Here is a 19,388-nt window from a genome sequence, read left to right as displayed (position 1 = left end):
CTTAGGTTTTCGACGTGGCGTGAGGGCACTTTCGTACCTGTGTCTGAGCCTAAACCCGGACTCTCACGCACACCTGTGGGCATAGCCGCTCAGACGTACGCCCCACCTGTGGGTGAGCCCGCCGGACCGATCAGACCGATCGGTCCGGCGGGCTCAGCTCACTCAGCCGCTCAGACGCACCGGCATGATCAGGTACTTGTAGGCCTCGTCCGCCTCGGCGTCCACCGCGGGCCTGCCGCTCAGCAGCGCGGGCTTCGTGGACGTCGTGAAGGAGAGCTGCGCCACCGGCGAGTCGATGGCGCTGAGGCCGTCGAGCAGGAACGTCGGGTTGAAGGCGATCGAGACGTCGTCGCCCTCCAACTGCGCGTCGACCCTTTCCACAGCCTGTGCGTCGTCGCTGGAGCCCGCCTCCAGGATCAGCACGCCCTGCTCGAAGCTCAGACGCACCGGGGTGTTGCGCTCGGCGACCAGGGCGACACGCTTGACGGCCTCCACGAAGGGGGCGGTCTCGATCACCGCGATGGAGTTGAACTCCGTCGGGAAGAGCGAGCGGTACTTCGGCAGGTCGCCCTCCAGCAGGCGGGTGGTCGTACGCCGCCCCGCCCCCTCGAAGCCGATGAGGCCCTCGCCGGCGCCCGAGCCGGACAGCGCCAGGATCACGCTGTCGCCGCTCGTGAGGGCCTTGGCGGTGTCCAGGAGCGTCTTGGCGGGCACCAGGGCCACCGCGGACGCCTCGGGGTTCTCCGGCTTCCACAGGAACTCGCGGACCGCGAAGCGGTAGCGGTCGGTGGAGGCCAGCGTGACCGTGTCGCCCTCGATCTCGATGCGCACACCGGTGAGCACGGGCAGCGTGTCGTCACGGCCCGCCGCGATGGCCACCTGGGCGGCCGCCGATGCGAAGACCTCACCGGGGACGGTGCCGGTCGCCAACGGCATCTGCGGCAGCGCGGGGTACTCCTCCACAGGCAGGGTGTGGAGTGTGAATCGCGAGGAGCCGCAGACCACGGTCGCCCGTACACCGTCTGTGGAAATCTCCACCGGCCGGTTGGGGAGGGCGCGGCAGATGTCCGCGAGCAGACGGCCGGAGACGAGGACCGTGCCCTCCTCGTCGATCTCCGCGTCCACGGAGACGCGTGCCGAGACCTCGTAGTCGAAGCTGGAGAGGCTCAGGGCACCCTCCTCGGCCTTCAGAAGGAGGCCGGCGAGCACAGGCGCCGGCGGACGGGCCGGGAGGCTGCGTGCCGCCCAGGCCACTGCCTCCGCGAGTACGTCGCGTTCCACCCGGATCTTCACCGTTGCCGCCTCCGTCTGTTGCCGGCGCTCTCGCCCTGCTGGCCTTCGTCGTCTGACTCGGTGTCGTTCAGCCCTGTGGCGGGCAGGACACCGGGGACCAGTCTGACGCACCGCACTGACAGTCGGTGCCCCTCGGGGTCAAGTCGTGCCGAGCGGCACCAGAGCCTCCGAGAGCAAGTTGTGCACAGCCCCGTCTTCGAATCGATTCCCAGCCTCTATCTAGTTGGTCTTAGTAGTAGGGCCTGTGGAAACCGTGGATAACCGCGTTTGCGCAGGTCAGCCGGGATTTTTTGTCCACTGACCCTGTGGGCGGAGACGGTGGACAACCGGGGGTCTCTGTGGACGACGAAAAGTTCTGCACACTCGATGCACAGGCTCGGGCCACTTCTCCCCAGATCCGTCCCCAGCTTTACCCACGTTCCCCACAGGCCAATCCGGCACCTTGGTGTGACGCCTTTCACTCGACACGGTGATCGGGCGCGTCACGTTGCCGAACAGTGGACAGGGGTGTGGAGAAGCCGGGGATGGCTGGGGACAACCAGCTCCAGCCTGTGGGTCGTCGGTGGACAACTTCGCGCACACCCTGTGGATCCTTTCTTCGTCCACAGTCTGTGGAGAGTCTTCGTCCACGAATCCACAGGGGGCTGACCTGGTCTGATGGTCTTTCGACAGTGACCCCTGTGGACACGATCGGGACAACTTCGCGGTCCCCAGGGTGTGGACGCCAGAAAGTCACCGAATCTGTGGAGAGTGGCCGTAACCCGGCTCGTATTCGAACATCTGATGTCGTTCCGGTAGCGGTGAAACGAGAGCCGACGGCCTCGGAACAGGCCCGGGAAGCCCTCGGAGCCCCCTTGGGACCGGGTCTCAGGAGCTCGCGGGGCCCCTCGGAGCGAGGTCCAGAGCCTTCCGGGGGCGTCTCGGAGCGGATCCCGAAAGCTCCGAAACGGCTGCCGGAATCCCTCGCGGCGCGCATGCGAGAGCCGCGGGTCGGAGCTGCGGGCTAGCCAGATCAGCGCGCCAGAACAGCGAAAGGCGCCCTCGGGACCGTGTCCCGGGGGCGCCCTCGGCGGCGTACTGCCGCGCCTGTCAGCCGTTCTTGATGCGGTTGGTGAGCTCGGTGACCTGGTTGTAGATGGAGCGGCGCTCGGCCATCAGCGCGCGGATCTTGCGGTCGGCGTGCATGACGGTCGTGTGGTCACGGCCGCCGAACTGCGCGCCGATCTTCGGCAGCGAGAGATCGGTGAGCTCGCGGCACAGATACATGGCGATCTGCCGCGCGGTCACCAGGACGCGACTGCGTGAGGACCCGCACAGGTCGTCCACCGTGAGGCCGAAGTAGTCCGCGGTGGCCGCCATGATCGCCGTGGCCGTGATCTCCGGAGCCGAGTCCTCGCCGCCGGGGATCAGGTCCTTCAGGACGATCTCGGTCAGGCCGAGGTCGACTGGCTGCCGGTTGAGCGACGCGAACGCCGTCACCCGGATCAGCGCGCCCTCCAGCTCACGGATGTTGCGCGAGATCCGGGACGCGATGAACTCGAGCACCTCCGGCGGAGCGTTGAGCTGCTCCTGCACCGCCTTCTTACGAAGGATGGCGATACGGGTCTCCAGCTCGGGCGGCTGGACGTCCGTGATCAGACCCCACTCGAAACGGTTCCGCAGCCGGTCCTCCAGGGTCACCAGCTGCTTGGGCGGCCGGTCGCTGGAGAGCACGATCTGCTTGTTCGCGTTGTGGAGCGTGTTGAAGGTGTGGAAGAACTCCTCCTGCGTCGACTCCTTGTCCGCCAGGAACTGGATGTCGTCGACCAGCAGGATGTCCATCTCCCGGTACCGCTTGCGGAAGCTGTCGCCCTTGCCGTCGCGGATGGAGTTGATGAACTCGTTGGTGAACTCCTCGGAGCTCACGTACCGCACCCGCGTGCCCGGGTAGAGGCTGCGCGCGTAGTGCCCGATCGCGTGCAGCAGGTGCGTCTTGCCGAGACCCGACTCCCCATAGATGAAGAGGGGGTTGTACGCCTTCGCAGGCGCCTCGGCGACGGCGACCGCGGCCGCGTGCGCGAAGCGGTTCGAGGCGCCGATGACGAACGTGTCGAAGAGGTACTTCGGGTTGAGGCGCGCGGTGGGCTCGCCCGGACCGGACGCCGGCGCCGGCTTCGCGCCCAGCGGGCCGGGAGCGCCGCCGGAGGACTGCAGCGAGGGGCCGCCTCGGTGTGGCGGCGCACCGCCCGAGGACGGCTCCTGGAGGTCGCGGCGGTCGGGGCGCTCGTACTCGGAGCGCGGCTGGTCGTAGTCCTGGCGCTGCTGCTCGTAGGGCGGGCGCTCCATCGACTGCGGCCGGTAGTCCTGCGAGGGCGAGGCGTACGGGTCGCGGTCGGGGAAGCCGAGGCGCTGCTGCTGCCAGCCGTAGTCGTCCTGGGTGTGCCGCGGCCAGGCGCCGGGCTCGGGGCGCTGGTAGTCCGGGTAGGCGGGGCGGGCGGTCGGCAGGTGGTCCGCGCGGGACTGGTCGGAGCGGCCGGGCGGCAGCTGGTCGCCGGGGGCGCCGGGGAGCTGGTCGGAGCGACCGCCTCGGTGGTCACCCCGGTGGTCGTCGGCGCGGTGGCGGCCGTACCCCTCGTACCCGTCGCGGCGCTGAGCGTCATAGGGGTTGCGCTCGTCACGGCCCGGGGAGTCGTAGCCGCCCCGGTCTTCGCGGCCCTGGGAGTCGTAGGCGTGGCGCTCGTCACGGCCCTGGCCGCCGTAGCCGTTGCGGTCCTCGCCGCCCTGGCCGCCGTAGGGGTTCCGCTCGTCGCCGCCCTGACCGTCGTACGCGTCACGGCCCTGGCCCGCGCCGGAGGGGAGCTCGGACTCCTCGTACCGGGCCTGGGGGGCGGGCGGCGTCGGAGGCTGGGGTTCCCCGGCCGAGTCGTCGACGGTGATCGCGATGCGGATCGGGCGGCCGCACTCGCGGCTCAGCGTGTCACTGACGATCGGCGCGAGACGTCCTTCGAGGACGCCCTTCGCGAATTCGTTCGGAACCGCGAGCAGAGCGGTGTCCGCGACCAGTGCCAGCGGCTGGCAGCGCTTGATCCAGTGCTCGTCCTTCGCCTCCACACCCTGACCGCGGCCCTCACCGAGGAGCTGTTCCAGTACTCGTGGCCACACTGCGGCAAGATCGGCAGGTACGTCAGCCACAGGGCACGCTCTCTCACGGGTCCCACGAACGTGTGGTTCTGGGAACAGGTTGGGAAGTCAGTCGGGTGGGGCGGTGGGAACAAATCCGCTGGGGCGGTGGGAAGGGAACGAATCGGAGTTCAGCCACGGTAGTCAGGGCGACCGCTGCGGTTCAAGTTGTTGTCCCCAGCCTGTGGATAGTGTCTCCCGCCAGGAGCCGGTTTGACCGGATGGCGTAGCCGCGCGTACCGTGACCAGGTCGAGTTGTCGATGGCTGCTGCCGCCTGCCTCCGATGGGCACAGGTCACGTCGAGTGATCGGGAAGCGGTGCACTCGGGCGTAATTACGAGCTACCTCGTGGGCGCACGGTGACAGCCAAGGCGGCACCCCGCCACCACCGATTCTTTCTGGAGCCCCCGAGTGAGCAAGCGCACCTTCCAGCCGAACAACCGTCGTCGCGCCAAGACCCACGGCTTCCGCCTGCGGATGCGCACCCGTGCCGGCCGCGCGATTCTCGCGAACCGCCGTGGCAAGGGTCGCGCCAGCCTGTCCGCCTGATAACAACAGGTCATGATGTCGTGCTGCCTACCGAGCATCGGCTGAGGCGGCGCGAGGACTTCGCGACCGCGGTACGCCGAGGACGCCGGGCCGGACGCCCGCTCCTCGTCGTCCATCTACGTAGCGGTGCAACGGACCCGCACGCGCCTGGGGAGAGCGCTCCCCCGACGCGTGCGGGTTTCGTCGTGAGCAAGGCCGTGGGCGGGGCGGTCGTCCGCAACAAGGTGAAGCGCAGACTTCGCCATTTGATGCGTGACCGAGTCGCCCAGTTGCCCCCCGGTAGCCTGGTAGTCGTACGAGCGCTGCCCGGTGCGGGCGACGCCGACCATGAACAGCTGGCCCGAGACCTGGATGCCGCCCTTCAGCGGCTGCTGGGAGGGGGCGCGCGATGAAGTACCCGCTGCTGGCTCTTATCAAGCTGTACCAGTGGACGATCAGCCCGCTGCTCGGGCCGGTGTGCAAGTACTACCCGTCGTGCTCCCACTACGGCTACCAAGCCATCGACCGGCACGGTGCGATCAAGGGAACGGCACTCACCGCCTGGCGCATCCTCCGGTGCAATCCGTGGTCGCTGGGCGGCGTGGACCATGTTCCGCCGCGCAAGCGTCCGCGGTGGCACGAAATGCTGCGTAACGCCTGGCGCGCACGCAAGGGCGGGAACTCCGCCGCCGAACCGGCCATTGAGGGTCATGGAATGTCCGACCATCCCTCGAGCCCGGCCGCCGAGACCCCGTCCCATGCTCAAGGAGCCTGATTAGTGGACACGATTGCCAGTCTTTTCAGCTTCATCACGACACCCGTTTCCTGGGTCATCGTCCAGTTCCACTCTGTGTACGGGAAGATCTTCGGTCCCGATACGGGCTGGGCCTGGGGCCTGTCCATCGTGTCCCTGGTGATCCTGATCCGTATCTGCCTCATTCCGCTCTTCGTGAAGCAGATCAAGTCGACTCGGGCGATGCAGACGCTGCAGCCCGAGATGAAGAAGATCCAGGAGCGCTACAAGAACGACAAGCAGCGCCAGTCCGAAGAGATGATGAAGCTGTACAAGGAGACGGGTACCAACCCGCTCTCCTCGTGCCTTCCCATCCTGGCGCAGTCGCCGTTCTTCTTCGCCCTGTACCACGTGCTCAACGGCATCGCGACCGGCAAGACGATCGGTGTGATCAACCAGGGCCTGCTGGAGAGTGCGCAGAAGGCGCACATCTTCGGCGCACCGCTCGCGGCGAAGTTCACCGACAGCGCCGACAAGGTCTCCCAGCTCGGTGCCACGCTGACCGATGTCCGGGTCGTCACCGCGATCATGATCGTGCTGATGTCGAGCTCGCAGTTCTACACCCAGCGTCAGCTGATGACGAAGAACGTCGACACCACGGTGAAGACGCCCTTCATGCAGCAGCAGAAGATGCTGATGTACGTCTTCCCGGTCATGTTCGCCGTCTTCGGCATCAACTTCCCGGTCGGTGTCCTCGTCTACTGGCTGACCACCAACGTGTGGACCATGGGCCAGCAGATGTACGTCATCCGCAACAACCCGACCCCGGGTTCCAAGGCTCAGGCCGCGTACCTCGAGCGCCTGGAGAAGCACGTCACGCACCACGAGAAGACGCGCAGCCGTGGCGAGAAGGCCATCGTCAAGGCGATCGTCGCCAAGGGCCGCGACCGTAACGAGTTCGAGCGCAAGTTCATCAACAGCCTGACCAAGGTGGGCCTGGTGGCCCAGGCTGACGGCACTGTGGTGAAGGGTCAGGCCGAGGCGACCGTCGAGGCCGAGGACGGCACCACGACCACCACGGGTGGCGCTCCCAAGCGTCAGCAGCCCAAGCGCCAGTCCAAGTCCCAGCGTCAGTCGGGCACGGCGGCCGGTGGGGCGAAGGCGGCGGGTGAGGCCGAGCCGAAGACCTCGCTGACCAAGTCCGACGAGCCGCAGGACGCCAAGCCCGCCGCCAAGCCGGCCGGAGGCGGCAACAAGCCGGGCACCGGTACCCGCAGCAAAGCCCAGTCCGGACAGCGCAAGGGTCCGCAGCGGCCCAAGTCCCCGTCCAAGAAGTAAGAAGGAGTCCATCCCGTGACGGAAGGCACCACCTCCGCCGCCGCTGAGGGCGACACCCTGACCCGCCTTGAGCAGGAAGGCGAGATCGCGGCGGACTACCTCGAGGGTCTGCTGGACATCGCCGATCTCGACGGCGACATCGACATGGACGTCGAGGCCGACCGCGCCGCTGTCTCGATCATCAGCGACGCGAGCAGCCGTGACCTGCAGAAGCTGGTCGGTCGCGACGGCGAGGTGCTCGAGGCCCTCCAGGAGCTCACGCGCCTGGCCGTTCACCGGGAGACCGGGGACCGCAGCCGACTGATGCTGGACATCGCGGGCTACCGCGCCAAGAAGCGCGAGGAGCTCTCCGAGCTGGGCGCCAAGGCCGCGGCCGAGGTGAAGAGCTCCGGCGAGCCGGTGAAGATGAAGCCGATGACGCCCTTCGAGCGCAAGGTCGTCCACGACGCGGTCAAGGCCGCGGGTCTGCGCAGTGAGTCCGAGGGCGAGGAGCCGCAGCGCTTCGTCGTCGTGCTTCCCGCCTGATCGGTACGAAGGTTTCTTCGGCCCCGTCTGTTGAGCAGGCGGGGCCGAACTTTGTCAGCCTGATAGTCCCTCGTAGTTCCTGGTAATCCCTGATAGCCCTGGTGTCAGCGCTCAGCGCGCTTATGCGGTACGGAAGGACGGTCCCCGTGACGGAGGCAGCGGAGCTTCCCCCTGCGCCCGAGCAGGCGCGCGAGGTATTCGGCGATCGCTTCGCAGACGCGGTCCGGTACGCGGAGCTGTTGGCCGAGACGGGAGTGCAGCGGGGGCTGATCGGCCCCCGCGAGGTGCCCCGACTGTGGGAGCGGCACCTGCTGAACTGCGCGGTGCTCTCCGAGGTCGTGCCCGAAGGTGTGACCGTGTGCGACGTCGGCTCCGGCGCGGGGCTCCCCGGCATTCCGCTGGCCCTGGTCCGGGATGACATCAAGATCACTCTGCTGGAACCGTTGCTGCGGCGGACCAACTTCCTCACCGAGGTCGTCGAGCTCCTCGGCCTCGACCATGTCACCGTCGTGCGCGGTCGCGCCGAGGAGGTCATGGGAAAGCTGCCGGCGGTCCACGTGGTGACGGCCCGGGCTGTCGCTCCACTGGACCGGCTGGCGACGTGGGGCATTCCCCTCCTCCGCCCGTACGGCGAGATGCTGGCTCTCAAGGGCGACACCGCTGAGGAGGAGCTGAAGAGCGCCGCGACGGCCCTCAGCAAGCTCGGCGCCGTGGAGACGTCGATCCTGCACGTCGGTGAGGGCATTGTGGACCCGCTGTCGACCGTGGTGCGGGTCGAGGTCGGGGAGAGCCCGGGTGGCGTGCGTTTCGCCGCGAAGAGGGCGAAGGCGGCCCGGACGGGGCGGACGCGCCGACGGCGCTGATCCTGAGCGCGAAGTGGATCGTGGACTCCCGGTTCCGCAGGGCGGAGCCGGGAGTTCTTTATCACTCCGGCTGATCCTTCCTGACGACGAGCCGTACTCCACACAAGCTGCCAAACCTACGCATCTCGGAGTGTCGCGCCGCGATGGCCCTGGCCGCTAGGCATCGTGTTTCACGTGAAACGTCGCTCACTGCTGCACGGCATCATCAGTCGCGGCCGCGCCGCGGCCGAACCCCGCGACCGGAAGCCTCTCGGTTCACTCGCGGAGGGTGCGGAGTTGTCCACAGAGGTGGATTTCTCCACAGAAGAACGGGCCTCGCTGGTTCATGACCCCGAAGACATGGGAGGCTCTGTTCATTGCGAGCCTGAAGTCGAGGAGAGTGAATCCTTGCGGTCCGACGCCAACATCGCGGGACCGATGACCGATCCGGTCCCCGGTCCCCGTACCGAGTCGATGGGGGAGGATGTTTCACGTGAAACACCGCCCCCAATGGACGACACTCCTATTGGTCGTGCTGCCCAACTGGCGGTGGAGGCGCTGGGTCGCGCCGGTGAGGGCCTGCCACGGCCCGAACAGACCCGCGTCATGGTCGTCGCCAACCAGAAGGGTGGGGTGGGCAAGACCACGACCACGGTCAACCTTGCTGCCTCGCTTGCCCTGCATGGCGGCCGTGTCCTGGTGATCGACCTCGACCCTCAGGGCAACGCCTCCACCGCGCTCGGCATCGATCATCACGCCGAGGTGCCTTCCATCTACGACGTGCTGATTGACAGCAAGCCGCTCTCCGAAGTCGTCCAACCGGTCCCCGATGTCGAGGGCCTCTTCTGTGCGCCTGCCACGATCGATCTCGCCGGTGCGGAGATCGAGCTGGTGTCCCTGGTGGCACGGGAGAGCCGGCTGGAGCGAGCGATCCAGGCGTATGAGCAGCCGCTGGACTACATCCTCATCGACTGCCCGCCGTCGCTCGGCCTCCTGACGGTCAACGCGCTGGTCGCCGGTGCGGAGGTCCTCATTCCTATCCAGTGCGAGTACTACGCGCTGGAAGGCCTGGGCCAGCTCCTGCGTAACGTCGACCTGGTGCGGGGGCATCTCAACCCCAACCTCCATGTCTCGACGATCCTGCTCACCATGTACGACGGCCGGACGCGCCTCGCGTCCCAGGTCGCGGACGAGGTGCGCAGCCACTTCGGTGACGAGGTGCTGCGGACGAGCATTCCTCGCTCGGTCCGTATCTCCGAGGCCCCGAGCTACGGCCAGACGGTGCTGACCTACGATCCAGGGTCGAGCGGTGCCCTCTCGTATCTTGAGGCCGCACGAGAAATCGCCCTCCGCGGAGTCGGAGTGGCGTACGACGCGCAGAACGCCCATGTGGGCGTACAGAACAGTCAGAACATGGTGGAGGGGATCCAGTGAGTGAGCGACGACGAGGGCTGGGGCGGGGCCTCGGCGCACTGATCCCCGCGGCTCCGACAGAGAAGACGGTTCCCTCGCCGGCGGGCGGAGCCTCCGCCTCGTCGGCGGCTGGACCCGTGCTCACGGCAGAGCGCGGGGTCGCCGCGGCGAAGGTGACCACGCTGCCGCCTGTTTCACATGAAACAGAGGAGCCGGCGACGATCGGGACCCCGGAGGTGCCCTCCTCGCCTGTCGGCGCTCACTTTGCTGAACTGCCTCTCGACTACATCACCCCCAACCCGCGTCAGCCCCGTGAGGTGTTCGACGAGGACGCTCTTGCCGAGCTGGTTACCTCCATCAAGGAGGTCGGGCTTCTCCAGCCGGTCGTCGTGCGTCAGGTGGGTCCGGCACGCTACGAGCTCATCATGGGTGAGCGGCGCTTCCGTGCCTGCCGTGAGGCGGGGCTTGAGGCCATTCCCGCGATCGTGCGGGCCACGGAGGACGAGAAGCTTCTCCTGGACGCGCTGCTGGAGAACCTGCACCGTGCTCAGTTGAATCCGCTGGAAGAGGCGGCTGCCTACGACCAGCTGCTGCAGGACTTCAACTGCACGCACGACCAGCTGGCGGACCGTATCGGCCGTTCGCGCCCGCAGGTCTCCAACACCCTGCGGCTGCTGAAGCTCTCGCCGGCGGTTCAGCGTCGTGTCGCCGCAGGAGTACTCTCCGCGGGCCACGCCCGCGCCCTGCTCTCCGTCGCGGACTCGGAGGAGCAGGACCGGCTGGCCCACCGCATCGTGGCCGAGGGGCTGTCGGTGCGGGCCGTCGAGGAGATCGTCACCCTCATGGGATCGCGCCCCCAGACCGCTGCGCGCTCCAAGGGACCGCGGGCCGGCACCCGTCTCTCCCCGGCACTGAGCGACCTTGCCACCCGCCTCTCGGACCGCTTCGAGACCCGCGTGAAGGTCGACCTGGGGCAGAAGAAGGGAAAGATCACGGTCGAGTTCGCCTCGATGGACGACCTCGAGCGGATCCTCAGCTCTCTCGCCCCCGGTGAGGGAGGCGTTCTCCAGAGGAGTCTCCTGGACGAGGACTCCGAGGACACGGAGGCCTGAGTCGCGCGGCGACATCCCGTTGGTCGACCACAAGAGCGGGCTGTGTCCGGTGTGTACCGGAACACGGCCTGCTCTTTGCTTTCAGGCAGTATCGATGCAATCGCATCGTGGATACGATGCCATCGGGTATGGCGCATCCACCTGGCGGCACCTTCATTGGGGAGGCGGGGGCCATGCAAACCGTGAGCCGTACCGGACTGGTGACCGCGGGCCTGGGACTGGGGGCGGTCGGTGGGTTCATCGGCAGCCTGCTCAGGGAGCGAAGCGCTCTGACAGCCGCTCGCGATGCTGCGGGCGAAGGAAGCGAGGAACATCCTTCATGGGGCGCAGGCTCGTACCGCTCACGCTGGACAACCTTCCGGACCTTCCCAAGCGCTGTCGCGCGTGTGTCTTCTGGGAACTGGATCCCGTCAGTGGGGAAGCCGCGGTAAAGGCGGGAAGGCCCGAACTCGAGAAGGAGGCGTGGATCTCCGCCGTCCTGCTGGAGTGGGGATCCTGCGGCCGCGTCGTCTACGTGGACGACGTACCGGTGGGCTTCGTGCTGTACGCACCCCCGGCCTATGTACCCCGCTCCACGGCGTTCCCCACGAGCCCGGTCTCACCGGACGCCGTCCAGTTGATGACCGCCTTCATCATGCCGGGCTACCAGGGCCAGGGCCTCGGCCGGGTGATGGTGCAGACGGTCGCCAAGGATCTGCTGCGCCGAGGCTTCAAGGCGATCGAGGCTTTCGGGGACGCACGGTGGAAGGAACCGGCCTGCGTGCTCCCCGCCGACCATCTCCTCGCGGTCGGCTTCAAGACGGTGCGCCCCCACCCGAGGTACCCCCGCCTGAGGCTGGAGCTGCGGACGACGCTCTCCTGGAAGGAAGATGTGGAGTTGGCTCTGGACCGCCTCCTGGGAGCGGTACAGAAGGAACCAGCGCTTCGTCCTCTGTAGCCGTGATGCCGCCCGCCGACGCAACCCCTCCGTCATGCGAATGGGCCAGCCCTTTCGGGCTGGCCCATTCGTGTTTCACGTGAAACATCGCCGCCGTTGCAGGACGGCGCTTCCGGTCAGACGGTCTTCTCGGCGCCCTCGGTGATGAAGTCCTCCAGGTCGCGGACGATCGCGGCCTTCGGCTTCGCACCCACGATGGTCTTGGCGACCTCGCCACCCTGGTAGACGTTCAGGGTCGGGATGGACATGACGCCGTACTTGGCGGCCGTACCCGGGTTCTCATCGATGTTGAGCTTGACAACCTCGATCTGGTCGCCGTACTCCGCGGCGATCGCCTCGAGGGACGGCGCGATCTGGCGGCACGGACCGCACCAGGCGGCCCAGAAGTCCACCAGGACGGGCTTGTCGCTCTTGAGGACGTCCTGCTCGAAGGAATCGTCGGTCACATTCTTCAGGGTGCCGGCCACGGCGGGCTCCTTAACTGGTTGGTGCGGTGGGGCGGACGGGGGTCAGACGGTGGCAGCCGCGGCGCTCTCGCTGTCCGCGAGGGCAGCGAGGTAGCGCTCGGCGTCGAGGGCGGCGGAGCAGCCGGTGCCGGCCGCGGTGATCGCCTGGCGGTACGTGTGGTCGACGACGTCACCGGCGCCGAAGACACCGGTCAGGTTCGTCCGGGTCGAAGGCGCCTCGACCTCGAGGTAGCCCTCCTCGTCCAGGTCGAGCTGGCCCTTGAAGAGCTCGGTGCGCGGGTCGTGGCCGATCGCGATGAACAGGCCGGTCACCGCCAGGTCGGAGATCTCACCGGTCTTGAGGTTGCGCAGCTTCAGGCCGGCAAGCTTGGGGTCGCCCTCGATCGTGGCGATCTCGCTGTCCCAGACGAAGTTGATCTTCGGGTCGGCGAAGGCACGCTCCTGCATCGCCTTGGAGGCGCGCAGGGTGTCACGGCGGTGCACGATCGTCACGGACTTGGCGAAGCGGGAGAGGAAGGTGGCCTCCTCCATCGCGGTGTCGCCACCGCCGATCACGGCGATGTCCTGGTCCTTGAAGAAGAAGCCGTCACAGGTCGCGCACCACGAGACGCCGCGTCCGGAGAGCGCGTCCTCGTTGGGCAGACCGAGCTTGCGGTGCTGCGAGCCCGTCGTGACGATGACGGCCTTGGCGCGGTGCACGGTGCCCGCGGTGTCCGTGACGGTCTTGATCTCGCCCGTCAGGTCGACGGCGACGACGTCGTCCGGGATCAGCTCGGCACCGAAGCGCTCGGCCTGGGCGCGCATGTTGTCCATGAGCTCGGGGCCCATGATGCCGTCCTGGAAACCGGGGAAGTTCTCCACCTCGGTGGTGTTCATCAGCGCACCACCGGCGGTGACGGCGCCTTCGAAGACCAGCGGCTTCAGCGACGCGCGCGCGGTGTAGAGCGCTGCCGTGTAGCCGGCAGGCCCGGATCCGATGATGATCACGTTACGGACGTCGCTCACGGCTTGATTCCTCGTCTCTGGAGACTGCTGCGTACTACTGGTGGGAGCCTCTCTCAGAACTCTCACCCCACCCAACGGATCCTAAGGGGCGTGCATTCCCTCTGTGTCCGGGCACACGGAGACGAGACACTGCACAGAGATCCCATGGGGTTATTGGGGAGGCGGCCGGTCGACGCGGAGGCGCTCAGGAGCGGGCGTACGAGTGCGTCAGCAGGAGCTTGCCAGGGGACGCCGAAGCCTGCTTTACGCACGCGGCTTCGACGATGTACGCCGTGACCTTCGTGCTGTCGGAGGCATCGGGCACTACGACGAGATACACCGTCGTCCCCTTGTACGTGCCCTGCTGCGCCGCGAGGATCGTCGCGGTGCTTCCGGTCCCCTTCTGAATACAGTCGGGGACCTGCACCGTGGGCGTGATCAAGGTGTCGACCCCGGCGGACCCGTTGCCCGCCTCGTTGGACTGAACTCCCCAAGGACGCTTCGGGCTGGCGGAGGGGGTGCGCGCGCTCTTGTTCCTCGCGAGGAGATCCGCGACCTGAGTCTTCAGCTTCCCCTCGGAAAAAGTGTCCTTCGCTCCCTGCTGTGTCACGGTCTGCGGGCTCTTGCCGGAGCCGTCGCCCAGCGACTGTACGAGGATCGTGCCCAGCCCGAGAGCAGCGGCCGTGAACACCGTGCCGAGAACGACCACCCTGCGGCGCCCACGGCGGCCCCGACGTGAGCGACCGGGGCCGGTGGCAGCGTGGGGACGTCCCGAGGGACGGTCGGTGAGGGAAGCGGGGCTCGGTTCGCCGGACGTGTGGGAAACCCCGGCGAGCGATGTTTCACGTGAAACGCTCGTGCTGTCGCCCTCGGCCGTTGCGCGGTCGGGCGCCGTGGCACTCAGCAGGGCCTCCGCGGCAAGGGCGGCATCGATACGGCCGGCCACATCATCGGGCATGCGCGTGGGGCCCGGCAGAGTGCCGAGCAGCCCCCGGATCTCCTCCAGGGAGTCGTACACGTCGGCGCAGAGCACGCACTCGTCGAGGTGTCGCCGTACGTCCGCGGTGCGGGAAGGCGGGAGCAGCCCCTCGGAGAGGTCGGAGATCTCCGCGACATCCGGGTGCCCGGCCGTATCCGTCGTGGATGTCACGCTCGCCCACCTCCGCCCTTCACAGCAGCTGAATCGCTTGGTCCTGCCTCGCGTGGACCTGCATCGTGCGGTCCCGCTGCCGGTGGGACGGATGTCCCCTGCGTCCGGTTCCTTCCGCCGCCCGACTTGTTGCCGCCCCCGCCGCTTCCGTTCTCCGTACGGAGATGGGTGAGCAGTGGCAGCAGTCTGGCTCTGCCCCGTGCGCAACGGCTCTTCACCGTTCCGACGGGCACATCGAGGACGCGGGCCGCCTCTGCCACGGGGTAGCCCTGCATGTCCACAAGGACGAGAGCGGCGCGCTGGTCGGCCGGGAGCGTACGCAGTGCCGCCAGCAGCTCGCGGTGCAGATCGTTGCGCTCGGCCGGGGCGGAGGCGGACTCGTGCGGTTCGAGGAGCTGTTCCAGGCGTTCGGTGTCATCGACAGGGGACGTCTTCCTGGATGCGGCTTTGCGCGCGCGGTCCAGGCAGGCGTTCACCGTGATGCGGTGCAGCCAGGTCGTGACGGCCGACTGGCCGCGGAAGGTGTGAGCGGCCCGGTAGGCGGAGACCAGCGCGTCCTGGACGGCGTCAGCGGCCTCCTCGCGGTCTCCCAGCGTCCTCAGGGCGACTGCCCAGAGGCGGTCGCGATGGCGCCGCACGATCTCGCCGAAGGCCTCGTGGTCGCCCTCTACGTGACGGGCGAGGAGGTCCTGATCGCTTGCGTTGCCGTATCCGGTTTCATCGGCCATCGGACCCCCTCCCTTTCGTCGACGAGCGTCAGCCGGTGAACTTCACGTCCGTGATGGCTTGCTTGTAGCCGGCGCCGCTGTACTGATCACCGGACGCGTAGGGCATCGCCGTGATCCAGAGCAGCACGTACTGAGTCTTCGCCTTCTGGCTGACCGTGATCTTCGCGCTGGTGCCGCTCGTCGTGATGGTCCCGATCTTCGTCATCGAATCCACCGGCGTCGAGGAACTCATCGAGTCCGTCCCATAGAGGGTGATCGTCGTGTGATCACCGGGGTACCGGAGCCCTATCGAAGCAGCCGTGACGGTCTGCTGGGAACCGAGGTCGTAGACGATGCCGACGCCGGGCTTGAAGGCCGGCTTCATCTCCGGACCGTCCACGAAGCTCTTGCTCCGCCAGTACGTCGAGCTGTCGCCGTCGTACGTCTTGCCCACGTCCCCGGACGCCTGGGCGTCACCCTTCGCGACGTACTCCTGCGCACCCTTGATGGCGATCGGCTTGACCGGCTTGGTCTTGTCGGTGCCCTTGCCGTTGCCGTCCGTCGTCTTGGGCTTCTGTGTGTCGTTGGACTTTGCGTGGTCCATCAGGGCATCCGCGAGCTGCCAGCTGCCGAGGCCCAGGGCGGCGATCAGGAGGGCCGACACGGCCCACTTGAGGGCCTTGCCGGTGCGGCTCTGCAGCGGGGGCGGCGGGGCCGGTACGGGCTGCGTGGCGCCCATGTGGGGCGCGGGGCGGCCGTAGCCCTGCTGGTACGAGGTGCGCTGGTACTCCGGCGGGGCCGTGAACGTGGGCTCCGGCGGGCGGATGCGGGGCATCTCGGCGATCGCCTTCACCAGTTCCTCCGGCGTGGTGCACGGAGTCTCGTGGCGGGAGGCGGTCGCGCCGTCGTTGGCGAGCGCACGCATGGCGAGCTCCGACAGACCGCGGTGAACACCGGCACGTACCTGGTCGGGGGCGATCAGGCCGACCCCCTTGGGTAGCCCGGACAGACCGTAGGCGTCGTTGTCGTAGGGCCAGCGCTGGGTGAGCGCGGCGTACAGGAGCGCCCCGATCGCCTCCGTGTCGGTGCGCTGCGGGGTGTCCGAGCTGATGCCGCGCAGCGCGGCGTTCACGGCCAGCCCACGGATGCGCCACTGGCCGGTCGAGGTGCGCAGCACGGCGCTGGGCGTCAGCCGCAGATGCGCGAGGCCCTCACGGTGCGCGGCGGCCATGGCCTGGGAGACCTGGCTGACCATCTGGTAGGCCTCGTGCACCTCCAGCGGGCCGGAGGCCAGCAGCGAGGTCAGCTCCGTGGCGTCCGGCAGCCACTCGTGCACCACATAGACGAGGTCGTTCTCCTCGACCGCGTCCAGGACCTGGACGAACCTGGGATCGCCCAGCAGGGCCGAGGAACGGGCCGCCGCCAGTACGGAGCGGGCCCGTGGATGGTCGGCGGGCAGGAGATGCACACCGACGGCGCGGCGGAGTTTCTCGTCCACCGCACGCCAACTGCTGAAGCCGTCCAGACGGGTGACGCACTCCTCGAGGCGGTAGCGCCTGGCGAGTTTGTGTCCGCTGTGCAGTTCGGGCGGTGAGGCCTTTCCGGGACTCTCGGTCCCGCCGCTCCCCTGTGCCTCTTCGCTGTCCGTCTCCCGCTCCCGGTTCTGGGCCACCCCGTCGGACGTGGACTGGTCCGCCTTGGCGGTCAGCGGCTCGTCGCCGCTGTTGTCTGCCACGTCGACGGCAGCCGTGCTCCGTTCCGCCACCGTCGTTCCCGCCTCCCCATTCGTTGCGCGCTGTCCGACGCAGAAACCAATTGTGCCCACAGTCCGGCGCTATGCACGACACACGGCGACGGACGATGGTTGTGCGCGTACCCCCGCCTTAGCGCCCCAGGCGCCCGCGGACCATTCCGACCATTGAGTTGAGTTCTTCGATGCGCATCTTTCGCGCGGCGACGTAGAAGACACCGAGCAGGGCGATGCCGCCCGCGAGGAGGGCCGCCAGGGAGCCCCCGACGCCCTGTCCGAGGGTGTGGCCGATGCCGTAGCAGGCCGCGCCGCTCAGCAGGGCTGCGGGCACCGAGGCGATGCCGAGACGGGCGTACGTCCGCAGGACGCGGGTGCCGTCCAGGTCACCGCCGAGCCGCTTGCGCAGCCTGCTCCAGGCCACACCGACGCCGATCGCGTAGGCGACACCGTAGGAGGCGGCCATGCCGACCACCGCCCAGCGGGCCGGAAGCACGAAGTAGCACGCGGCGGAGGCCACGGCGTTGACGGCGGCGACGATGACCGTGTTGTAGAAGGGGGTGCGCGTGTCCTCGTACGCGTAGAAGGCACGCAGGACGACGTACTGCACGGAGTACGGGATCAGGCCGAGGCCGAAAGCCATGAGCATGAAGCCCATGTTGGTGGCTTCGCTGGTGCCCGAGGAACCGAAGATCAGGGTGCACATCGGGATGCCGAGGGCGACGAAGCCGAAGGCGATCGGCACGATGGCCACGGCAGTCGTGCGCAGTCCCTGAGAGATGTCGTCACGGACGGCTCCGCCGTCTCCCTCATGGGCCGAACGGGCGATGCGCGGCAGCAGCGCCGCCATCAACGAGACCGTGATGATGGCCTGCGGCAGGCCCCACACGAGCTGGGCGTTGGCGTAGGCGGAGAAGCCGACACCCTTGACCTTGCTGTCATTGGTGGCGGCGGTGGCCAGCTGGGTGACGACGAGGGCGCCGGCCTGGTTCGCGAGGACGAAGAGCACGGTCCACTTGGCGAGCATCGCGGCCTTGCCGAGGCCGTGGCCCTTCCAGTCGAAGCGCAGCCGCATCCGGAATCCGGTCTCGCGCAGATACGGAATCATCGCGAGGGCCTGCACGACGAGGCCGAGGAGGACGCCGACGCCGAGGAGCCGCTGCCCGTCCGGCGGGATGTTCGTGACCTCCATGCCGGAGTTCGCCGCGGTGCCGTACACCCAGATGAACATGCCGAGCGTCACGATGATGACGATGTTGTTCAGGACCGGGGTCCACATCATCGCGCCGAATTTCCCGCGGGCGTTGAGGATCTGGCCCATCACCACGTGGATGCCCATGAAGAAGATCGTGGGCAGGAAGTAGCGGGTGAAGGTGACGGCGACCTCATTGGCCGCGGGGTTGTCCGCGACCGACGTCGACAGCATCCGGACGAGCAGCGGGGCGGCGAAGACCGCGAGTGCGGTGAGTACGCCGAGCGCCACCATGACGAGAGTCAGCAGCCGGTTGGCGAAGGCCTCGCCGCCGTCCTCGTCGTCCTTCATGGCGCGTACCAGCTGTGGCACGAAGACCGAGTTGAGGCCGCCGCCCACGGTGAGGATGTAGATCATCGTCGGCAGCTGGTAGGCGACCTGGAAGGAGTCGCCCAGGAAGCCGATCCCCAGGGCCGAGACGATCAGCGCGGAGCGGATGAAGCCGGTGAGCCGGGACACCAGCGTGCCCGCCGCCATCACCGCGCTCGACTTCAGCAGGCCCGACGCGCGCCCGCCGGGCTTCTTCGCGGCGGGCGCCGGTTCGGGCGCGGGGGTCTGCGGGGCGGCCGGAGCCGGCTCGTGGGCCGGAGACGGTACGCCTGGCGGGGCGACGGATGTACGCGTGCCTGCCTGGCCCTGGTCGCGGAAGAGGTGGGCGAAGGCGTCCGGCTCGTGCTGCTGCTCGCCGGCCTGGGTCACGAGGTCGTCCACGCCGACGAACTGGGTCGTGCGGGCGTCCTCGCCGTAGGGCAGGTGCCGCGTCGGCCCCGCGGGCTCCGGCGGGGGCGTCTGGGCCCACACACGGGGGTCGGGGCTGTACTGCGAGGCGGGCGGCTGGGCGTAGAGCGGCTGCTGTGGGTAGTAGGAGCCCGGGGGCGGCGGGGGGTGCGCCGCACGGTCGTAGAGCGCCTCGGTCACCGGATCCTGGGCGGCGAGGTCCTGCGCCCGGTACGGGTCCTGGGTATAGGCGTCCTGAAAGTACATGTCCTGGTACTGCCCCTGCGGCTGCTGCGCGGGGTCGGCCGGTGGCCCCTCCGGGTACCCCTCGGGGTAGCCGGCGTTGGCCATGCCCTGGTCCGGGTAGCCCGAGCCGCCCGCGGCCTGGTCCGGGTAGCCCTCGGGGTAGCCCGAGTTGCCCGCGCCCTGGCCGCGGTCACCGTCGTACGGCGCGTTCATGGTTACCCCACCTCATCGTCCCCGG

Annotated in this window: 17 protein-coding genes; 9 read left to right on the top strand and 8 right to left on the bottom strand. The window is 68.2% G+C overall.

Going from position 1 to position 19,388, the window contains the following annotated elements:
* Window positions 1-162: 162 nt before the first annotated feature.
* Both dnaN and dnaA read right to left on the bottom strand, forming a co-directional pair.
* Complete coding sequence (dnaN, locus tag OG798_RS27645) at window positions 163-1,293, bottom strand: DNA polymerase III subunit beta (protein ID WP_121415604.1); 1,131 nt, start codon at window positions 1,291-1,293, stop codon at window positions 163-165.
* 1,089 nt (window positions 1,294-2,382) lie between these two features.
* Complete coding sequence (dnaA, locus tag OG798_RS27640; protein ID WP_097225365.1) at window positions 2,383-4,464, bottom strand: chromosomal replication initiator protein DnaA; 2,082 nt, start codon at window positions 4,462-4,464, stop codon at window positions 2,383-2,385.
* Window positions 4,465-4,863: 399 nt separating this feature from the next.
* Here dnaA and rpmH point away from each other — a divergent pair, with 399 nt between their 5' ends.
* The 9 genes from rpmH to OG798_RS27595 all read left to right on the top strand — a co-directional run bounded on the left by rpmH (window position 4,864) and on the right by OG798_RS27595 (window position 11,880).
* Complete coding sequence (rpmH, locus tag OG798_RS27635; protein ID WP_006381191.1) at window positions 4,864-5,001, top strand: 50S ribosomal protein L34; 138 nt, start codon at window positions 4,864-4,866, stop codon at window positions 4,999-5,001.
* Between the two features lie 20 nt (window positions 5,002-5,021).
* The gene (gene rnpA, locus OG798_RS27630) at window positions 5,022-5,393 is read left to right on the top strand and encodes a ribonuclease P protein component (protein ID WP_075031495.1); all 372 of its coding nucleotides are present in this window, start codon (window positions 5,022-5,024) and stop codon (window positions 5,391-5,393) included.
* Window positions 5,390-5,755, top strand: a complete 366-nt coding sequence (yidD, locus tag OG798_RS27625; RefSeq protein ID WP_054236429.1) for a membrane protein insertion efficiency factor YidD — start codon at window positions 5,390-5,392, stop codon at window positions 5,753-5,755. Before rnpA ends, yidD begins: the two co-directional genes overlap by 4 nt.
* A 3-nt stretch (window positions 5,756-5,758) precedes the next feature.
* Complete coding sequence (yidC, locus tag OG798_RS27620) at window positions 5,759-7,051, top strand: membrane protein insertase YidC (protein WP_328757863.1); 1,293 nt, start codon at window positions 5,759-5,761, stop codon at window positions 7,049-7,051.
* A gap of 15 nt (window positions 7,052-7,066) precedes the next feature.
* Window positions 7,067-7,576, top strand: coding sequence for a Jag family protein (locus OG798_RS27615; RefSeq protein WP_060901646.1), 510 nt, complete (start codon window positions 7,067-7,069; stop codon window positions 7,574-7,576).
* A 146-nt stretch (window positions 7,577-7,722) separates the two neighbouring features.
* A complete protein-coding gene (gene rsmG, locus OG798_RS27610) occupies window positions 7,723-8,439 on the top strand; it encodes a 16S rRNA (guanine(527)-N(7))-methyltransferase RsmG (protein ID WP_095853690.1) in 717 nt (238 codons plus the stop codon).
* Between the two features lie 339 nt (window positions 8,440-8,778).
* Window positions 8,779-9,852, top strand: coding sequence for a ParA family protein (locus tag OG798_RS27605; RefSeq protein WP_075031515.1), 1,074 nt, complete (start codon window positions 8,779-8,781; stop codon window positions 9,850-9,852).
* Window positions 9,849-10,943: a ParB/RepB/Spo0J family partition protein gene (locus OG798_RS27600; RefSeq protein WP_095853691.1), complete on the top strand. Its 1,095-nt coding sequence runs from the start codon at window positions 9,849-9,851 to the stop codon at window positions 10,941-10,943. Before OG798_RS27605 ends, OG798_RS27600 begins: the two co-directional genes overlap by 4 nt.
* A gap of 319 nt (window positions 10,944-11,262) precedes the next feature.
* Complete coding sequence (locus tag OG798_RS27595; protein ID WP_054236435.1) at window positions 11,263-11,880, top strand: GNAT family N-acetyltransferase; 618 nt, start codon at window positions 11,263-11,265, stop codon at window positions 11,878-11,880.
* Window positions 11,881-11,996: 116 nt separating this feature from the next.
* Here OG798_RS27595 and trxA read toward each other — a convergent pair whose 3' ends face one another.
* The 6 genes from trxA to murJ all read right to left on the bottom strand — a co-directional run bounded on the left by trxA (window position 11,997) and on the right by murJ (window position 19,363).
* Window positions 11,997-12,347: a thioredoxin gene (gene trxA / locus OG798_RS27590; RefSeq protein ID WP_054236436.1), complete on the bottom strand. Its 351-nt coding sequence runs from the start codon at window positions 12,345-12,347 to the stop codon at window positions 11,997-11,999.
* 42 nt (window positions 12,348-12,389) lie between these two features.
* Window positions 12,390-13,352 carry a thioredoxin-disulfide reductase gene (gene trxB, locus OG798_RS27585; protein ID WP_095853692.1) on the bottom strand — a complete coding sequence of 321 codons (963 nt, stop codon included), beginning with the start codon at window positions 13,350-13,352 and terminating at the stop codon, window positions 12,390-12,392.
* Window positions 13,353-13,536: 184 nt separating this feature from the next.
* Entirely contained in the window at window positions 13,537-14,481 is a 945-nt protein-coding gene (locus OG798_RS27580; protein WP_328757862.1) for an anti-sigma factor family protein, read from the bottom strand.
* Complete coding sequence (gene sigM, locus OG798_RS27575) at window positions 14,478-15,209, bottom strand: RNA polymerase sigma factor SigM (RefSeq protein WP_097225368.1); 732 nt, start codon at window positions 15,207-15,209, stop codon at window positions 14,478-14,480. Before sigM ends, OG798_RS27580 begins: the two co-directional genes overlap by 4 nt.
* A gap of 28 nt (window positions 15,210-15,237) precedes the next feature.
* On the bottom strand, window positions 15,238-16,953 hold the full coding sequence (locus OG798_RS27570) for a protein kinase family protein (RefSeq protein ID WP_267062325.1): 1,716 nt from the start codon (window positions 16,951-16,953) through the stop codon (window positions 15,238-15,240).
* Between the two features lie 118 nt (window positions 16,954-17,071).
* On the bottom strand, window positions 17,072-19,363 hold the full coding sequence (murJ, locus tag OG798_RS27565) for a murein biosynthesis integral membrane protein MurJ (protein ID WP_097225369.1): 2,292 nt from the start codon (window positions 19,361-19,363) through the stop codon (window positions 17,072-17,074).
* Window positions 19,364-19,388: the final 25 nt, after the last annotated feature.

Origin of the sequence: Streptomyces sp. NBC_00271, assembly GCF_036178845.1 — a bacterium.
Classification (GTDB): Bacteria; Actinomycetota; Actinomycetes; order Streptomycetales; family Streptomycetaceae; genus Streptomyces.
Note: the sequence above shows the minus strand (reverse complement) of the source record. Positions and strands in the feature narration are given on the sequence as shown.